Here is a 17157-nt window from a genome sequence, read left to right on the forward strand (position 1 = left end):
AAGGGCAAGGCGCATGCATCGAGTCACCACGAGCCGTTTTTTCACCGGGCTGTTCGCCCTGCTGATGCTGTGCGCTACGTTGCCCAGCCTCGCGCAGGCTGCGCCTTCGCCGATCAACGACCCGCGCAGTGTGCCGCTGCTGGCTGAAGACGCCAGTGTGCAAGACCTCAACGACCAACTCGACCTGATCCGCCAGAAAGTCACGGGCAGCGCCAACGACGACCTGCTCTCGACCTTGCGCCAGGCCGCCTTGCAGGTGCAAAAACAGGCCGACACCCTGGCCGCCAAACAAATCCTCGATCTTGAACACCTGGATGACCAGCTCAACGTGCTTGGCCCGGTACAGGTCAATGAGCCTCCCAGCCTGACCCAACAACGCAGCGCATTGACCCGGCAGAAGAACACCCTGCTCAACGAGCAGCGCCAGGCCAGCAGCCTGAGCCAATCCGCCAGCGACATGGCCGCGCAGATCTTCAGCCTGCGCCGCAGCCTCTTCGACTCACAGATCAGCACCCGCTCGGCGAGCCCGATCAGTGTGGTGTTCTGGTCCAACATCATCCGCCCGACCGACGACGATCTCAGCCGTTTACGCGGCCTGTACGCCGATGTACGCAGCGTGACGGACACCGCCGTGGCGCCGGGAAACCGCTGGTTTTTCGTGAGCATGCTGTTCAGTGCGCTGCTGGTTTGGGTGACGGGACGACGGGTGTTGGAGCACACGCTGGTCCGGCTGACGGTGCGCTGGATCCCCGAAGGCCGCCTGCGTCGCAGTGCGCTGGCGCTGGCGGTGGGGCTGGCCACCGTGCTGACCATCAGCCTGGCCGCCACGCTGCTGCGCTGGGGCGTGCTACGCGACACCGTGCCCAGCGCCGACATGCTCACGCTGCTCGATCAATTGCAGACCCTGGTGGTGTTCTGCGCCTTCATTGTCGGCCTCGGTCGCGCCCTGTTGATGCGCGCGCATCCGTCCTGGCGCCTGCCCCAGATCCCCGACCAGATCGCCGTCGCCCTGGCCCCCTTCCCCGTGCTGATGGGCCTGGCCTTGATGCTGATCGGCACCCAGGAACGCATCAACAGCGTCATCGCCAGCAGCCTGGCACTGACCGCGGCGGTGAACGGCCTGACCGCGCTGGCTATCGCGCTGGTGTTCTTCTTCGGCCTGCTGCGTTACCGCCGCACCCGCCGCCGATACGCGCTTGAACGCATGAGCGGCATCGCCGGGCTGATTCCGTTTGTCGCCGGGACCTGGATCGGGATCAGCCTGCTGGCGCTGTTGAGCGGCTACCTGACCCTGGCTTACTTCCTCACCGTCAAACTGCTGTGGATGAGCGTGGTCGCGGCGACGGCTTATCTGCTGATCGCCTGCTTCGGCGACCTCTGCGAGACCCTGCTCTCGCCGAAACAGCCTGGCGGCCTGGCGCTCGGCTCGGCCCTGGGCCTGTCCGAACGCCACCAGGCACAGGCCAGCACGATACTCGCGGGCGTGGGCCGCACCCTGCTGATGTTCACCGCGGTGCTGTTGGCGTTCCTGCCCTCCGGCTCCAGCCCGGGCGAGCTGCTGGCGGGGCTGACGCAACTCGACCTGGGCAGCAAGCCGCTGGGCAACCTGAACATCGCCCCTGGCGATATTCTGCTGGCCCTTGTCCTGCTCGCGATCGGCCTGTTCGGCGTGCGCGTGCTCAAGAACTGGCTCGGCGAACGGCTGCTGCCGGAAACCAACATGGACGCCGGCATGCGCGCCTCGCTGGTGACCCTGGTGGGTTACATCGGCTTCGTGCTGGTCGCGGTGGTGGTGATGTCCACGCTGAATATCAGCCTGACCAACTTGACCTGGGTGGTCAGTGCGCTGTCGGTGGGCATCGGTTTCGGCCTGCAGGCGATCGTGCAGAACTTCATCTCCGGCCTGATCCTGCTCACCGAACGCCCGGTCAAAGTCGGCGATTGGGTCAGCCTCGCGGGCGTCGAAGGCGATATCCGCCGCATCAACGTGCGCGCCACGGAAATCCAGATGTCCGATCGTTCAACGGTGATCGTGCCCAACTCGCAGTTCATCACCCAGAACGTGCGCAACGTGACCATGGGCAATGCGCTGGGCGTGGTCGGCATCACCCTGACCCTGCCGCTGGAAACCGATGTGCTGCAGATCCGCGAACTGCTGTTGACGGCATTCACCGAACACGAAGACGTGCTGGACACGCCGGCGCCGTCGGTGACGTTCAAGGACCTGACCGCCAACGGATTGGTCATCGGCGTCAGCGGTTACGTCAACAGCCCGCGCTCGGTGGGAACAGCCCGCAGCGACCTGCTGTTCACCGTCCTCGGGCGCCTGCGCGAACTCGGCGTGGCGCTGTCATCGCCGCAGAGTATGGTGCTGATCAATGAGGCGGCGGAAAAAGCCTCGCCGGCCGATTAGAGCCCCACACAACCAAGCATCAGCACTCCGCCAATTGCGTTCTGATTTTTTCCACCACGCCCTGCATGGCCGGCAGATAGCGGCGGGCGGCTTCCTCAACCGACATCGCCTTGGCGATGTAGACCAGATTCAGGCAGCCCATCACCCGCTCCTCGTGCCTGATCGGAATCGCAATCGCAGCGATTTTACGCTCAAGGCCCCAGTGGGAATTGTTTTCGCCGTAGCCCTTGCCGAGGGTGTGCTCGACCAACCGATCGACAAAGCTGCGATCCGCCGCCAGCGCCGACTGTTCATCGTCGCGGCTGATCAACAACTCGATCAGCTCTTCGCGCTCGGCCGGCGGGCAGAACGCGAAGTACGCGCGCCCGATGGCGGTCATGAGCAAGGGTAAACGCCGGCCGACCATGGAGCGGTGAAACGACAGGCGACTGAAGCGATGCGTAGTCTCGCGTATCACCATGGCGTCGCCGTCCAGCGTACACAGGTCAGTGGGCCAGACCACTTGTTGCAGCAGCTCGCCGAGCAGCGGTGCGGCAATCGACGAAATCCATTGCTCGTCGCGAAATCCCTCGCTCAGTTCACGGACTTTCAGCGTCAGGCGATAGCTGTCATCCGACTCGCTGCGGCGTACATAACCCTCGGCCTGCAAGGTCTCCAGCAGCCGGCGAACCGTGGTCCGGTGCAGCCCGCTTTGCTCGGCCAACTGCGCCGTACTGGCCCCGCCATCGAAACGATTCAAGCCATTGATCAGGGCCAAACCCCGCATCAGCCCACGAACGGTTTTGTATTCTGTTTCGCTCATGGACGCTCCATTATCGTTTCAAATCAACGCTGTGCACCTGGTGCACACTAGCAGGGGTTTTCGTTGTCCACCAGCCTCGTGATTTCCATACTGCGTCCCACAAGAAATCCAAAAACGCTGTACGGAGATACCCATGAGTCTTGCACCCGCTCCTTCCACATTGGAGCTGACCGCCGACGTTGCCATCGTCGGCGCCGGCCCTGTCGGCTTGATGATCGCCAATTACCTGGGACAACGTGGCGTGAACGTCACCTTGGTGGAAAAGCTCGACACCCTGATCGACTACCCCCGCGCCATCGGCCTGGACGATGAAAGCCTGCGCACGTTCCAGGCCGTCGGTCTGGCGGACAAGGTGCTGCCGCATACCACGCCCTGGCACGCCATGCGTTTCCTGACCCCCAAGGGTCGCTGCTTTGCCGATATCCAACCGAAAACCGACGAGTTCGGCTGGTCCCGCCGCAACGCGTTCATTCAACCTTTGGCCGACCGCGTGCTGTTCGACGGCCTGCAGCGCTTCAGCAACGTCAAGGTGCTGTTCAGTCGCGAGCTAGACAGCTTTGAACAAAGCGACAGCGCGGTGGTGCTCAACCTCAAGGATCAGCATGGCCGCAGCGAACGCCTGAATGCCCGTTACCTGATCGGTTGCGACGGTGGCAACAGCCTGGTGCGGCGCAGCCTGGACATCAGTTTCGAAGGCAAGACCGCGCCCAATCAGTGGATCGTGGTCGACATCGCCAACGACCCGCTGGCCACGCCCCATGTCTATCTGTGCTGCGACCCGGTGCGTCCTTACGTGTCCGCCGCCCTGCCCCACGGCGTGCGTCGTTTCGAGTTCATGGTGATGCCCGGCGAAACCGAGACCGAGCTGAGCAAGCCCGAGAACCTGCGCAAGCTGCTGAGCAAAGTCTTGCCCAACCCCGACCGCATCGAGCTGATCCGCAGCCGCGTCTATACCCATAACGCGCGTCTGGCCGGGCGGTTCCGCCAGGGCCGGGTGCTGCTGGCCGGCGATGCCGCGCACATCATGCCGGTATGGCAAGGCCAGGGTTACAACAGCGGCATGCGCGATGCCTTGAACCTGGCGTGGAAACTCGCGCTGGTGATCAAGGGCCTGGCCGCCGACAGCCTGCTCGACAGCTACGAACAGGAGCGCCGCGACCACGCCAAGGCGATGATCAACCTCTCCGTACTCGCCGGCCACGTATTGGCGCCGCCGAAACGCTGGCAAGGCACCCTGCGCGATGGGGTGTCGTGGCTGCTCAACTACCTGCCGCCGGTCAAGCGCTACTTCGTGGAAATGCGCTTCAAACCGATGCCGCAATACACCCGGGGCGCGTTGATCGTGCCGACTACGAAGGGCTCGCCGGTGGGCAAGATGTTCATTCAGCCAAAGGTCTTGACCGACGCCGGCACCACCGTGCTGCTGGACGAAGTGATTGGCGACAACTTTGCGATCATTGCCTGGGGCTGCGATCCGACCTGGGGCCTGTCGGCCACGCAAATCGCCCATTGGAAAGCCCTGGGCACGCGCTTCATCCAAGTGTTGCCGGACGTCCAGCTGCGAGTACCGAGCGATGCCGGCCAAGACGTGATCCGCGTGGGTGACAACAGCGGGCGCTTGAAAGAATGGTTCGCGCTCGGCACCTCGTCCATCGCCCTGGTGCGTCCGGACCGCTTCCTCGCCGGCCTGGCCATCCCGCAAACCGTCGGCCTGGCCTGCGATGACCTGGCCCGGGCGCTCAAAGCCGTGCCACCGACCTCGGCGAACGCTGTTGTCAGCAAGGTCGCGTGACATGAGCGCCTTTGTGCATTGTTTGTCTCATACGCCGTTGGTGGGCTACGTCGATCCGGCGCCGCAGGTATTGGCTGAAGTCGACGGCGTGATCGACGCCGCGCGCGAGCGTATCGCCCGCTTCGACCCGCAGTTGGTGGTGCTGTTCGCTCCCGACCATTACAACGGCTTTTTCTACGACGTGATGCCGGCCTTTTGCATCGGCATGGCGGCCCACGCGATTGGCGATTTCGACACCGCCGCCGGCCCGCTCGACGTGCCCAAAGCGCTGGCCGAATCCTGCGCCCAGGCGGTGCTGGATGCCGGTGTCGATGCCGCGGTGTCGTATCGCATGCAGGTCGACCATGGGTTCGCGCAACCGTTGGAACTGTTGCTCGGCGGCTTGCAGCGCTGCCCGGTGATTCCGGTGTTTATCAACTCGGTGGCGGTGCCGCTGCCGAGTTTCAAACGCGCCCGACTGCTGGGTGAAGCGATCGGCCAATGGGCCAAAGCGCTGGATAAACGTGTGCTGTTCCTCGCTTCCGGTGGTTTGTCCCATCAGCCACCGGTACCGGAACTGGCCAAGGTCGACGCACGCATGGCTGACCGTCTGATGGGCAGCGGGCGTCAGCTCCCCGCCGATGAACGACAGGCCCGCCAGAACCGGGTGATTCAAGCCGCCCGCGCTTTCGTCGAAGACCCGAACAGCCTGCACCCGCTGAACCCGGCCTGGGATCAGCAGTTTCTCGACAGCCTCGAACAGGGCCGTATGCGCGACCTCGACAGCTTGGGCAATGACGCGTTGTCGGCGCTGGCCGGCAAGTCGACCCACGAAGTCAAAACCTGGGTCGCCGCCTTCGCTGCCCTGAGTGCCTTCGGCCCGTATCAGACCGAAGGCCGCTACTACCGCCCGATTCCCGAGTGGATCGCAGGTTTCGGTGCGCTTGGCGCACAGCCGCTGCCCCCTCACCCATGAATTCAAGGAACACTGCCATGACTGCCACTGCTTTCAGTGAAGCCTCCACCAGCCGCTTTGCCCGTATCAAGGAAGGCGACCTGGACCTGCAACTGCACTACAACGACCTTGGCGAAGGCGCCGACACCGTGGTCATGCTGCACGGCTCCGGGCCGGGCGCGAGCGGCTGGGCCAACTTCAATCGCAATATCGAGCCGCTGGTGAATGCCGGTTTTCGCGTGATCCTGATGGATTGCCCCGGCTGGAGCAAAAGCGACACGATCGTCAGCGAAGGCTCGCGCTCGAACCTCAATGCCCAAGCGCTCAAGGGCCTGCTCGATGTGCTGGGGCTGGAGCGCGTGCACATCATCGGCAATTCGATGGGGGCCCACAGCACCGTCGCTTTCGCCCTGGAATACCCTGAGCGGATCGGCAAGCTGATCCTGATGGGCGGCGGCACCGGCGGCCCGAGTGCCTTCGTGCCGCAGCCCACCGAAGGCATCAAGCTGATCGGCGCGCTGTACCGCGACCCGACCATCGAGAACCTGAAGAAGATGATGAATGTCTTCGTTTTCGACGCCAGCGGCCTCACCGACGAACTGTTCCAGACCCGCCTGGACAACATCCTGTCGCGCCGCGATCACCTGGACAACTTCGTCAAGAGCAGCACGCTCAACCCCAAGCAATTTCCGGATTTCAGCCACCGCCTGCACGAAATCAGCGCCGACACCCTGCTCGTCTGGGGCCGCGAGGACCGCTTCGTGCCGATGGACACCGGCTTGCGCCTGCTGGCCGGCCTGCCCCGGGCGCAGTTGCACGTGTTCAACCGTTGCGGCCACTGGGCGCAGTGGGAACACGCCGAGAAGTTCAACCGCATGGTCCTGGACTTCCTGACCCACTGATCATCGAGGCTGACATGACACTGACTCAAGACACCCTGCAACAACTCGCCGCCGACCTGCGCCAGGCCGAAGACCACGGCGAAGCCATCGGGCCGCTGCGCGAGCGGATCGGTGCAGACAACGCCGCCGCCGCGTATGCCATCCAGCGCCTCAACGTCGACCACGGCGTGGCCAACGGGCGCCGCGTGGTCGGGCGCAAGATCGGCCTGACCAACCCCAAGGTCCAGGCCCAGTTGGGCGTGGACCAGCCGGACTTCGGCACCCTGTTTGCCGACATGTGCTACGGCGACAACGCCACCGTGCCGAGCGGCCGCGTACTGCAACCGAAGATCGAGGCTGAAATCGCGCTGATCCTCGAACGCGACCTGCCCCGCGCCGACACCACATTCGCCGACGTGATGGCGGCCACCGGCTGGGTCGTGCCGGCCCTGGAAATCGTCGGCAGTCGCATCCAGGGCTGGAACATCCGCTTCGTCGATACCGTGGCTGACAACGCGTCCAGCGGCTGCTTCGTACTGGGCGGCCCGGCTCGACGTCTCGATGGGCTCGACCTGCGCCAGGCCAGCATGCGGATGACCCGCAACGCTGAAGAAGTGTCCAGCGGCAGTGGCGCCGAATGCCTTGGTCACCCGCTCAATGCGGCGGTCTGGCTGGCCTGCGCCATGGCGCGTCTGGGCGATCCGCTGCGCGCCGGCGACATCATTCTCACCGGCGCGCTGGGGCCTATGGTGGCGGTCGCTGCCGGTGATCGGTTCGAGGCCGAGATCGACGGCATCGGCCGGGTCGGCGTGAACTTCTCGGTAGACAGTCGCGCCGAGTAATCGGCGACTTGCGTGCATATGAGGCAATAACAATGAATAAACTCAAAGTCGCCATCATCGGTTCCGGCAACATCGGCACCGACCTGATGATCAAGATCCTGCGCAACGCCAAACACCTGGAAATGGCGGTCATGGTCGGCATCGACCCAGCCTCCGACGGCCTCGCCCGCGCCCAGCGCATGGGCGTGGCCACCACCCACGAAGGCGTCGAAGGCCTGACCCGCATGGACGTGTTCCAGCACATCGACTTCGTCTTCGATGCCACCTCGGCCGGCGCGCATGTGCAGAACGATGCGTTCCTGCGCGCGATCAAGCCCGGCATCCGCCTGATCGACCTGACGCCAGCAGCCATCGGCCCGTACTGCGTGCCGGTGGTGAACCTGGAGCAGAACCTCGATCAGCTCAACGTCAACATGGTCACCTGCGGCGGCCAGGCGACCATTCCGATGGTCGCCGCGGTGTCGCGCGTGGCCAAGGTGCATTACGCCGAGATCGTCGCCTCGATCGCGAGTAAATCCGCCGGCCCCGGCACCCGCGCCAACATCGACGAATTCACCGAGACCACGTCCAAGGCCATCGAAGTCATCGGCGGCGCGGCCAAGGGCAAGGCGATCATCGTGATGAACCCGGCCGAGCCGCCGTTGATCATGCGCGACACGGTGTTTGTGCTGTCCGAAGCGGCGGATCAGGCGCTGGTCGAAGCCTCCATCGTCGAAATGGCGGCGGCCGTGCAGGCTTATGTGCCGGGCTATCGCCTCAAGCAAAACGTGCAGTTCGACGTGATCCCGGCAGATGCGCCGCTGAACATTCCTGGCCTGGGCAAATTCTCCGGCCTGAAAACCTCGGTGTTCCTCGAAGTCGAAGGCGCCGCCCATTACCTGCCAGCCTACGCCGGCAACCTCGACATCATGACCTCCGCAGCCTTGGCTACCGCCGAGCGCATGGCGCAGTCGATGCAACAGGCCTGAGGAGAGCGACATGAACGGTAAGAAAATCTACATCTCCGACGTGACCCTGCGCGATGGCAGCCATGCGGTGCGTCATCAGTATTCGCTGCAAAACGTGCAGGACATCGCCCGCGCCCTGGACAAGGCCAAGGTCGACTCGATCGAAGTCGCCCACGGCGACGGCCTGCAAGGCTCGAGCTTCAACTATGGCTTCGCGGCGCACACCGACCTGGAATGGATCGAAGCCGCCGCCGACGTGATCAGCCACGCCAAGATCACCACGCTGTTGCTGCCCGGCATCGGCACCGTGCATGACCTCAAGGCGGCGTACAACGCCGGTGCCCGCGTGGTGCGGATCGCCACCCATTGCACCGAGGCCGACGTCTCCAGACAGCACATCGAATACGCCCGCGAACTGGGCATGGACACCGTCGGCTTCCTGATGATGAGCCACATGATCCCGGCCGAGCAGCTCGCCGCCCAGGCCAAGCTGATGGAAAGCTACGGCGCGACCTGCGTGTACATGGCCGACTCCGGCGGCGCGATGAACATGCAGGACATCCGTGATCGCTTCCGAGCGTTCAAGGCCGTGCTCAAGCCGGAAACCGAAACCGGCATGCACGCCCACCACAACCTCTCGCTCGGCGTGGCCAACTCGATCACCGCGGTCGAGGAAGGCTGCGACCGCATCGACGCCAGCCTCGCCGGCATGGGCGCCGGGGCCGGCAACGCGCCGCTGGAAGTGTTCATCGCCGCCGCCGAACGCCTGGGCTGGAACCACGGCACCGACCTCTACACCTTGATGGACGCAGCGGACGACATCGTGCGGCCGTTGCAGGATCGGCCGGTGCGGGTCGACCGCGAGTCCCTGGCGCTGGGGTATGCCGGGGTCTATTCGAGCTTCCTGCGCCATGCCGAAATCGCTGCGGCCAAGTACGGTTTGAAGACCGTGGACATCCTCGTCGAGCTGGGCAAACGCCGGATGGTCGGCGGCCAGGAAGACATGATCGTCGACGTCGCGCTGGACCTGCTCAAACGCTGAACCGTGCATCCCCCCGTCCGGTCGCCCACGCAGCGGCCGGACGGTTTTGCTGTGCCCATTACAACAATAAAACGGGTATTTCCCATGACATCGCTAAACGTGCTGACACCGTTGTACATGGCGCGGACCATCGGTCTGTGCTTCCTCGTCGCCCTGATGGAAGGCCTCGACCTGCAAGCCTCGGGCATCGCCGCCCAAGGCATGGCGGCAGCGTTCCAACTGGACAAACTACACATGGGCTGGGTCTTCAGCGCCGGCATTTTCGGCCTGCTGCCCGGAGCGTTTCTCGGCGGCTTGCTGGCTGATCGCATCGGCCGCAAACGGGTGTTGATGGCCTCGGTGGCCCTATTCGGATTGTTCTCGCTGGTCACGACCATGGCCTGGGACTTCAACAGCCTGCTGGTTGCGCGCTGCCTCACGGGCGTCGGCCTGGGCGCGGCATTGCCTAACCTGATCGCGCTGACCAGTGAAGTGGCTGGCCCGCGCCTGCGTGGCAGCGCCGTGAGCCTGATGTATTGCGGCGTGCCCCTGGGCGCGGCGCTGGCGGCCAGCATTGGCATCGCGCAACTGGCCGGCGGCTGGCAAGTGGTGTTCTACGTCGGCGGTATCGTGCCGTTGCTGATCGTGCCGCTGCTGGGGGTTTATCTGCCGGAATCCGCGGCGTTTCGCAGCGTGCGCGACGCCGCGCCGATCAGTGTGGCCAGCGGGCTGTTCCGCGGGGGCGCGGCATGGCCGACCGTGATGATCTGGGTCAGCTACTTCTTTACGCTCATGGTGGTTTACATCCTGATCAACTGGCTGCCGAGCCTGTTGGTCGGCCAAGGCTTCAGCGGTTCTCAGGCCAGTTGGGTGATGCTCGCGCTGCAATTTGGCGCGGCGGCCGGCACGTTGTTGCTGGGCTGGGTCATGGATCGCCTGCCGGCCTGGGCGTTGTCGGCGCTGATTTACCTCGGCATCCTCGCGTCACTGACTGCGCTGGGCATGGCCACCCAATGGCACAGCATGCTGGCGGCAGGCTTCGTCGCCGGGTTCTTCGCCACGGGCGGGCAATGTGTGCTGTATGCCTTGGCCCCGCATTTCTATCGTCCGTCAATTCGCGCCACGGGCGTCGGCAGCGCCGTCGCCATTGGCCGGTTGGGTGCGATGAGCGGCCCGTTGGTGGCCGGCAAGATGCTCGCACTGGGCACGGGCACCACGGGCGTGATGATGGCCTCGGCACCCGGCATTGTCATCGCCGCGCTGGCGATGTTTTACCTGTCGGTACGCCGCAACCGCTGCCCGGCTGACTGAGCGCCAATCCGTACTCGCCTTCCGCGCCACGATGGCGCGGGGCATACCCCTACAACAATAAAAGTGAACACTGCCATGCTCAGGAACTTCTTTCGGGGCGTCAGCGCCTGCACCTGTGTTTTTTTCGTAGACCAGGCCTGCGCCGCTGGTTTTGTCGACGACAGCCAGGCCGATCTGGTGATACGCAACTATTACTTCGATCGCAATTACGTGAACGCCACGCCGCAGGCGGCTGCCCGCGAGTGGGCGCAGGGCTTCATTCTCAACATGCGCTCGGGCTATACCGAAGGGCCTGTCGGCTTCGGCCTGGACGCCCAGGGTTTGCTGGGCGCACGTCTGGACTCCTCGCCCGCACGCACGGGCACCGGCCTGCTACCGTACAACCACCAGACCCGTGAACCGGCCAGCGAATATTCGGAGCTGGGCCTGACCGCCAAGGCCCGGGCCTCGAAGAGCGAGTGGCAACTGGGGACCATCAGCACGTTTCTGCCAATCGCCTTCGCCAGCCCTACCCGCCTGCTGCCGCAGACCTTCCGCGGCACGTACCTCAAGTCCCAGGAAATCGACAACCTGACCCTGCACGTCGGCTGGCTCGACCGCATCAACCTGCGCGACTCCACCCACTACCAGAAAATGTCGGTAGCCTCGCCCAACGGCCGCTTCAATGGCGCCGCCGAATCCGACCGTTTTACCTTCCTCGGCGGCGACTATGCCTGGTCGCCGCAACTGACGCTCAAGTACTACCACGCCGAACTGGCTGACCTTTATCGCAAGGATTTCTACGGTTTCGTCGACAATCGCCCGATGGGCCCCGGCCGCCTGAAAAGCGACGTGCGCCTGTTCGTCACCGGTGAAAACGGTGCCGCCAAGGCCGGCCCCGTGGACAATCGCAACGCCGCCCTGATGCTGACGTACAGCCTGGGCGCGCACAAATTCGGCGCCGGCTACATGCAACTGACCGGCAAGACCGCCATGCCTTACCTGTTCGGCACCGAGCCGTTGGTCATCACCGAAGGCACGCTGAGCTCGGAGTTTCTCAACCCCAAGGAGCGCAGTTGGCAGCTGCGCTATGACTACAACTTTGCCGCGCTGGGCTTGCCCGGGCTCAATGGCATGCTGCGTTACGTCAGCGGCGACAACATTGAGTTACCCAAACTGGGCGGCAGCAACCTGAAGGAAAGCGAAAAAGATATCGAACTGAACTATGTGCTTCAGAGCACGCCCCTTAAAGGCCTGAATCTGCGCGTGCGCAACGCATGGTACCGCAATGATTTCGCCGCCCAGGCCAGCCATCGGGACGACAATGAGCTACGGGTGAATGTCGATTACACCTGGAAGCTGTGGTGAATGACCGCCCAGTGATTCACCTGGGCTGGGCGGATCGTTCAAATGTGGCCGTCGCATAGGCCTTCTGGAGCAACACAAACCCGGCTTCGGGCCGGGTTATCAGCCGACAAAAATGCAATCAGTGGATCCAAAATAAACAGATGATCGATAATCGCCCCAATAAAACGCAATAAACCCAAAGAGCACGTTGACTAAAAGTGACGCACTTCATTTAATGGATCCATTAAATAAGAACAATCACTCGCCTGGAGAGTCACCATGTACCCCAAGAACACGTGGTATGTCGCCTGCACCGCCGATGAAATCGCGCAAAAGCCGCTGGGTCGGCAGATCTGCGGGGAAAAAATGGTGTTTTATCGCGGGCTGGAAGGCGCCGTCGTGGCTGTCGAGGACTTCTGTCCGCACCGCGGCGCGCCGCTCTCGTTGGGCTATGTGGAGAACGGCAAGCTGGTCTGCGGCTACCATGGCCTGGTCATGGGGGACGACGGCAAGACCGTCGAAATGCCCGGGCAGCGGGTGCGCGGGTTTCCCTGCAACAAGACCTTCGCCGCGGTGGAACGCTACGGTTTCATCTGGGTGTGGCCCGGCGATCAGGCCCTGGCCGACCCGGCGTTGATCCACCACTTGGAATGGGCCGTGAGCGACCAGTGGGCCTATGGCGGCGGTCTGTTTGACATCCAGTGCGACTACCGCCTGATGATCGACAACCTGATGGACCTGACCCACGAAACCTACGTCCACGCCTCCAGCATCGGCCAGAAGGAAATCGACGAAGCGCCGCCCGTGACCACGGTCGAAGGCGATGAAGTCGTCACCGCCCGCCACATGGAAAACATCATGGCCCCGCCGTTCTGGCGCATGGCCCTGCGTGGCAATAACCTCGTCGATGACGTGCCGGTGGACCGCTGGCAGATCTGCCGCTTCACCCCGCCCAGCCATGTGCTGATCGAAGTCGGCGTGGCCCACGCCGGCAAGGGCGGCTACCACGCCGCGCCCGAGCACAAGGCCGCGAGCATCGTGGTGGACTTCATCACCCCGCAAACCGAGACATCGATCTGGTACTTCTGGGGCATGGCGCGCAACTTCAACCCTCAGGACCAGGCACTGACCGCCAGCATTCGCGAAGGCCAGGGCAAGATTTTCAGCGAAGACCTGGAGATGCTTGAACGCCAGCAACAGAACCTGCTGGCCCACCCGACGCGCAATCTGCTCAAGCTCAATATCGATGCCGGTGGCGTGCAGTCACGCAAGGTCCTCGAACGGCTGATCGCCAAGGAGCGCGCCCTCGCGCCGCAACTGATCACCACGACCCGCGCCTGAACCGCGCGCTAACGCTACGAGGACTGAACATGATCGATGTGGTGGTGGTATCCCGCAACAACGAAGCCCAGGACATTTGCAGCTTTGAATTGGCCCGCGTCGATGGCCAGACGCTGCCGGCCTTCAGCGCTGGCGCGCATATCGACGTGTACCTGCCCGACGGCGTGGTCCGTCAGTATTCCCTGTGCAATCACCCGGAAGAACGGCATCGCTACCTGATCGGCGTGCTCAACGACCCGGCCTCCCGTGGCGGCTCCCGTTGCCTGCACGAACACATACAGACGGGCGCCCACCTGCAGATCAGCGAACCGCGCAACCTGTTCCCGCTGGCGCACGAAGCCCGACGCAGCCTGCTGTTCGCCGGCGGCATCGGCATCACCCCGATCCTGTGCATGGCCGAGCGCCTGGCCCATGTCGGGGCTGACTTCGAACTGCATTATTGCGCCCGCGCCAGTGAACGCGCCGCCTTTGTGCAACGCCTCAAGGACTCATCGTTCGCCGAGCGCGTGTTCCTGCATTTCGACGAGCAGCCCCATACGGCAATGAACACCGCCCAGGTGCTGGCGGCGCCCGACGCCAACGTCCACCTGTATGTGTGCGGCCCCGGCGGTTTCATGCAGCACGTGCTCGACAGCGCTCGGGCCCAGGGCTGGCAGGAGGAATGCCTGCACCGCGAATACTTCGCTGCGGCGCCGCTGGACAGCAGCCTCGACGCAGGGTTTTCGGTGAAGCTCGCCAGCAGCGGCCAGGTCTTCGACGTACCCGCCGACCGGAGCGTGGTCCAGGTCCTGGAAAGCCACGGTATCGAGATTGCCGTGTCGTGCGAACAAGGGATTTGCGGAACCTGCCTGACCCGCGTGCTCGAAGGCATACCGGAGCACCGCGATCTGTTCCTCACCGAGCAGGAACAAGCGCTGAACGACCAGTTCACCCCCTGCTGCTCGCGCGCGAAAACCCCGCTGCTGGTGCTCGATCTCTGAAAGGCGTCACGCCGTGGGCAAAATGACCTTCATCCGCGCGTTGGCGGTCGCGGAACCGAAGATCTCGGCATAGCGCAAGGTCGCGTTGGCGTGCTCGCGCATGATCGCTTCGGCCCGCGCGCCCTGGCGATTGACCAGGGCATCGAAGACCGAGTGATGTTGCATGTGGGCATAGTTGAAACGCCGGTATTCGCGGACCATGTCGTCGCGATCCACCGCCAGCGCGGTGACCGATGCGAACGGCAGGTGATCATTGCGTGCCAGTGCGTCGGCGATCGCCGGGTTGTGGCTGCCTTCAACGATGACGCGGTGAAAGCGCATGTTCAGGTCGTGATAGACCTCAAGGTCGTCCTCGGTCACGTACCCTTTGTCGAACAGTTGATCGCCTTCCACCAGGCAGCGCTCGAGCGTGGCACGCGCCGCGTCGGACAACCCGCGCTCGGCGGTTTGACGCGCAGCCAGGCCCTCGAGCACGCCACGCACTTCGACGGCGCCGGCAATGTCGTCCGGGCTGACCGAACGCACCTGATACCCACGCCCGCCAAACGGCACCAGCAGCCCTTCCTGCTCAAGGGTACGGAACGCCATACGCACGGGCATGCGTGACACACCGAACAGTTGCGCCGTGGGAATCTCCATCAGCCGCTCGCCCGCCGCCAACTCGCCGCTGGCGATCATCTTGCGCAGTGCAACCAGCACCAATTGACCGGGTTTACTCATCCAGGCAACTTCCAGAAAACGTGGGTCGCCATAGTACCGCTAGTAGTACCGCAAGTAGTACCGCAAGCATCCAACCGCGTCAGACGAACGCCAACGCCGCGCGTGCCGCGTCTATCGCGCCCAGGTGCTGCGCCAACCGGGACGGCAGGTAATCGAAAAAGAACCCGGCGCTTTGCAGCTTGGCGGCGCGCAACGGATCGTCCTCGGGCAATGCCCGGGAAACCCGAGCGGCCCGCGCCCATGCCAGGGCCAGCAGGGCCACGCCGCATAACTGGAGAAAGTCCGGCGCGGCCCGATAGGGGTACTCGCTGTCTTCCAGCGCCCGTTCACGGATGGCCTCGACCACACGGGCCAGTGCGTCACACAGGCTGCCCAGCGCTTCGGCGAAACCTGCACACGCGGTGCATTGGCCGCCCTGCCCGGCCTCGGTGCGCAGCACTGCCAGCAGCAAGTCGAAGGCCCGCCCCTCATCGCCCAGCACCTTGCGCAGCAGCAGGTCATTGGCCTGGATCTCGTTGCTGCCCTCATAGATCATCGCGATGCGACTGTCGCGCAGTGTTTGCTCGATGGCGAACTCGGCGACGTAGCCGTAACCGCCGAAGACCTGCAAGGCATTGCTCGCCTGACGAAAACCCTGCTCGGTGAAAAACGCCTTGATGATCGGCGTCAGCAACTGCGCCAGTTGACCGGCGCACGCTCGTGCTTGCGGGTCCAGGTCATGCTCGGCCTGATCGAGCAAATGCGCGGCCCAATAACCGATGGCCCGCATCCCCTCGCTGGCCGTGCGCAACTCCAGCAACACGCGGCGCATCGCCGGGTGATAACGGATAGGGTCAGCCGCTTGGGCCGATGCCCCTTGCGGCCTCGACGGCGCACGCATTTGCATGCGCTCGGCGGCGTATTGCGCAGCGTTCTGCCAAGCCGCCTCGACATGCCCCAGGCCTTGCAGGCCGACATGCAGGCGCGCCGAGTTCATCATCACGAACATCGCTGCCAGGCCGCGGTTGGCGTCGCCGATCAGCCAGCCTAGGGCGCCGTCGAACACCAGCGAGCACGTGGCGCTGCCCTTGATGCCCATCTTGTGTTCAATGCCGTCGCAATGCACAGCGTTGGCCTGGCCGTCATCCAGTCGCTTGGGCACCAGGAACAGTGAAAGGCCGCGACTGCCCGGCGGCGCATCGGGCAGGCGCGCCAGTACCAGGTGCAGGATATTGGGCGTGAGGTCGTGCTCGCCGCCGGAGATAAACAACTTGTTGCCCTGCAGGCGATAACGGCCATCGCCCTCGGGGGTCGCGCGACAGCGCAGCAACCCGACATCGCTGCCGGCCTGGGGCTCGGTCAGGCACATGGTGGGCAAGGCATGCCCACTGACGATCTCGGGCAAGTAACGCGCCTGCAACCAGGGCGCGGCGTGGGTCTTGAGGCAGAGGTAGGCGCCGTGGGCGATCCCGGTGTACATGGCCCACGCGTGGTTGCTGGCGTAGAGCATCTCTTGCAGCGCCGCGTCGAGCAGTTGCGGCAACCCCTGGCCGCCCTGCCCTTCAGCGCATGCCAAGGCCGGCCAGCCACCGTCGACATAGGCGCGATAGGCCTCGGCGAAACCGTCCGGCGTGCTGACCTGGCCGGCGTTCCAGCGACAGCCTTGACGATCGCCGCTACTGTTCAGGGGCGCCAGCACCCCCTGGCTGAAGCGCGCCGCTTCCTCCAACACTTGAACGGCGAGAGACATGTCCAACGCTTCGAACGCCGGAACATGGCTCCACGCCTGGGGGGCTTGCAGCCAATGTTCAAGCACAAATTGCATATCGCGCAGCGGCGCCTGATAGCTCCACATGGCAAACCTCATC

Annotated in this window: 14 protein-coding genes; 11 read left to right on the forward strand and 3 right to left on the reverse strand. The window is 64.0% G+C overall.

Annotated features, from left to right (window positions below; translation table 11 throughout):
• Positions 1-13 precede the first annotated feature (13 nt).
• Positions 14-2413 carry a DUF3772 domain-containing protein gene (locus tag C5F70_RS12920; protein WP_104903475.1) on the forward strand — a complete coding sequence of 800 codons (2400 nt, stop codon included), beginning with the start codon at positions 14-16 and terminating at the stop codon, positions 2411-2413.
• Between the two features lie 19 nt (positions 2414-2432).
• Here C5F70_RS12920 and C5F70_RS12925 read toward each other — a convergent pair whose 3' ends face one another.
• Complete coding sequence (locus C5F70_RS12925; protein WP_104903476.1) at positions 2433-3215, reverse strand: DNA-binding transcriptional regulator; 783 nt, start codon at positions 3213-3215, stop codon at positions 2433-2435.
• A gap of 133 nt (positions 3216-3348) precedes the next feature.
• Here C5F70_RS12925 and C5F70_RS12930 point away from each other — a divergent pair, with 133 nt between their 5' ends.
• The 10 genes from C5F70_RS12930 to C5F70_RS12975 all read left to right on the forward strand — a co-directional run bounded on the left by C5F70_RS12930 (position 3349) and on the right by C5F70_RS12975 (position 14590).
• A complete protein-coding gene (locus tag C5F70_RS12930) occupies positions 3349-5007 on the forward strand; it encodes a bifunctional 3-(3-hydroxy-phenyl)propionate/3-hydroxycinnamic acid hydroxylase (RefSeq protein ID WP_104903477.1) in 1659 nt (552 codons plus the stop codon).
• A gap of 1 nt (position 5008) precedes the next feature.
• Positions 5009-5962 carry a 3-carboxyethylcatechol 2,3-dioxygenase gene (mhpB, locus tag C5F70_RS12935; RefSeq protein WP_046484029.1) on the forward strand — a complete coding sequence of 318 codons (954 nt, stop codon included), beginning with the start codon at positions 5009-5011 and terminating at the stop codon, positions 5960-5962.
• A 17-nt stretch (positions 5963-5979) separates the two neighbouring features.
• Positions 5980-6843, forward strand: a complete 864-nt coding sequence (locus tag C5F70_RS12940; protein WP_017847920.1) for an alpha/beta fold hydrolase — start codon at positions 5980-5982, stop codon at positions 6841-6843.
• Positions 6844-6857: 14 nt separating this feature from the next.
• Positions 6858-7664: a 2-keto-4-pentenoate hydratase gene (gene mhpD / locus C5F70_RS12945; RefSeq protein ID WP_079443509.1), complete on the forward strand. Its 807-nt coding sequence runs from the start codon at positions 6858-6860 to the stop codon at positions 7662-7664.
• A 32-nt stretch (positions 7665-7696) separates the two neighbouring features.
• Complete coding sequence (locus C5F70_RS12950) at positions 7697-8632, forward strand: acetaldehyde dehydrogenase (acetylating) (RefSeq protein WP_090234805.1); 936 nt, start codon at positions 7697-7699, stop codon at positions 8630-8632.
• A gap of 10 nt (positions 8633-8642) precedes the next feature.
• Entirely contained in the window at positions 8643-9653 is a 1011-nt protein-coding gene (dmpG, locus tag C5F70_RS12955; RefSeq protein ID WP_017847923.1) for a 4-hydroxy-2-oxovalerate aldolase, read from the forward strand.
• Between the two features lie 84 nt (positions 9654-9737).
• On the forward strand, positions 9738-10943 hold the full coding sequence (gene mhpT / locus C5F70_RS12960; protein WP_102617398.1) for a 3-(3-hydroxy-phenyl)propionate transporter MhpT: 1206 nt from the start codon (positions 9738-9740) through the stop codon (positions 10941-10943).
• Positions 10944-11018: 75 nt separating this feature from the next.
• Complete coding sequence (locus C5F70_RS12965; RefSeq protein ID WP_104903478.1) at positions 11019-12290, forward strand: OprD family porin; 1272 nt, start codon at positions 11019-11021, stop codon at positions 12288-12290.
• A 258-nt stretch (positions 12291-12548) separates the two neighbouring features.
• Positions 12549-13610, forward strand: a complete 1062-nt coding sequence (locus C5F70_RS12970) for an aromatic ring-hydroxylating dioxygenase subunit alpha (RefSeq protein ID WP_104903479.1) — start codon at positions 12549-12551, stop codon at positions 13608-13610.
• 29 nt (positions 13611-13639) lie between these two features.
• On the forward strand, positions 13640-14590 hold the full coding sequence (locus C5F70_RS12975; protein ID WP_104903480.1) for a PDR/VanB family oxidoreductase: 951 nt from the start codon (positions 13640-13642) through the stop codon (positions 14588-14590).
• 6 nt (positions 14591-14596) lie between these two features.
• Here the strand turns inward: C5F70_RS12975 and C5F70_RS12980 are convergent, their stop codons facing one another.
• Complete coding sequence (locus C5F70_RS12980) at positions 14597-15310, reverse strand: GntR family transcriptional regulator (protein WP_017847928.1); 714 nt, start codon at positions 15308-15310, stop codon at positions 14597-14599.
• A 79-nt stretch (positions 15311-15389) separates the two neighbouring features.
• Positions 15390-17144 carry an acyl-CoA dehydrogenase family protein gene (locus C5F70_RS12985; protein WP_104903481.1) on the reverse strand — a complete coding sequence of 585 codons (1755 nt, stop codon included), beginning with the start codon at positions 17142-17144 and terminating at the stop codon, positions 15390-15392.
• Positions 17145-17157 lie beyond the last annotated feature (13 nt).

Origin of the sequence: Pseudomonas sp. LH1G9, assembly GCF_002949975.1 — a bacterium.
Lineage (GTDB): Bacteria > Pseudomonadota > Gammaproteobacteria > Pseudomonadales > Pseudomonadaceae > Aquipseudomonas > Aquipseudomonas veronii.

Coding starts and splice junctions, on each gene's coding strand:
- mhpD (WP_079443509.1), top strand. CDS start 6,858: ATGACACTGACTCAAGACACCCTGCAACAACTCGCCGCCGACCTGCGC.
- C5F70_RS12980 (WP_017847928.1), bottom strand. CDS start 15,310: ATGAGTAAACCCGGTCAATTGGTGCTGGTTGCACTGCGCAAGATGATC.
- mhpT (WP_102617398.1), top strand. CDS start 9,738: ATGACATCGCTAAACGTGCTGACACCGTTGTACATGGCGCGGACCATC.
- C5F70_RS12950 (WP_090234805.1), top strand. CDS start 7,697: ATGAATAAACTCAAAGTCGCCATCATCGGTTCCGGCAACATCGGCACC.
- C5F70_RS12925 (WP_104903476.1), bottom strand. CDS start 3,215: ATGAGCGAAACAGAATACAAAACCGTTCGTGGGCTGATGCGGGGTTTG.
- mhpB (WP_046484029.1), top strand. CDS start 5,009: ATGAGCGCCTTTGTGCATTGTTTGTCTCATACGCCGTTGGTGGGCTAC.
- C5F70_RS12975 (WP_104903480.1), top strand. CDS start 13,640: ATGATCGATGTGGTGGTGGTATCCCGCAACAACGAAGCCCAGGACATT.
- dmpG (WP_017847923.1), top strand. CDS start 8,643: ATGAACGGTAAGAAAATCTACATCTCCGACGTGACCCTGCGCGATGGC.
- C5F70_RS12970 (WP_104903479.1), top strand. CDS start 12,549: ATGTACCCCAAGAACACGTGGTATGTCGCCTGCACCGCCGATGAAATC.
- C5F70_RS12930 (WP_104903477.1), top strand. CDS start 3,349: ATGAGTCTTGCACCCGCTCCTTCCACATTGGAGCTGACCGCCGACGTT.
- C5F70_RS12985 (WP_104903481.1), bottom strand. CDS start 17,144: ATGTGGAGCTATCAGGCGCCGCTGCGCGATATGCAATTTGTGCTTGAA.
- C5F70_RS12920 (WP_104903475.1), top strand. CDS start 14: ATGCATCGAGTCACCACGAGCCGTTTTTTCACCGGGCTGTTCGCCCTG.
- C5F70_RS12940 (WP_017847920.1), top strand. CDS start 5,980: ATGACTGCCACTGCTTTCAGTGAAGCCTCCACCAGCCGCTTTGCCCGT.
- C5F70_RS12965 (WP_104903478.1), top strand. CDS start 11,019: ATGCTCAGGAACTTCTTTCGGGGCGTCAGCGCCTGCACCTGTGTTTTT.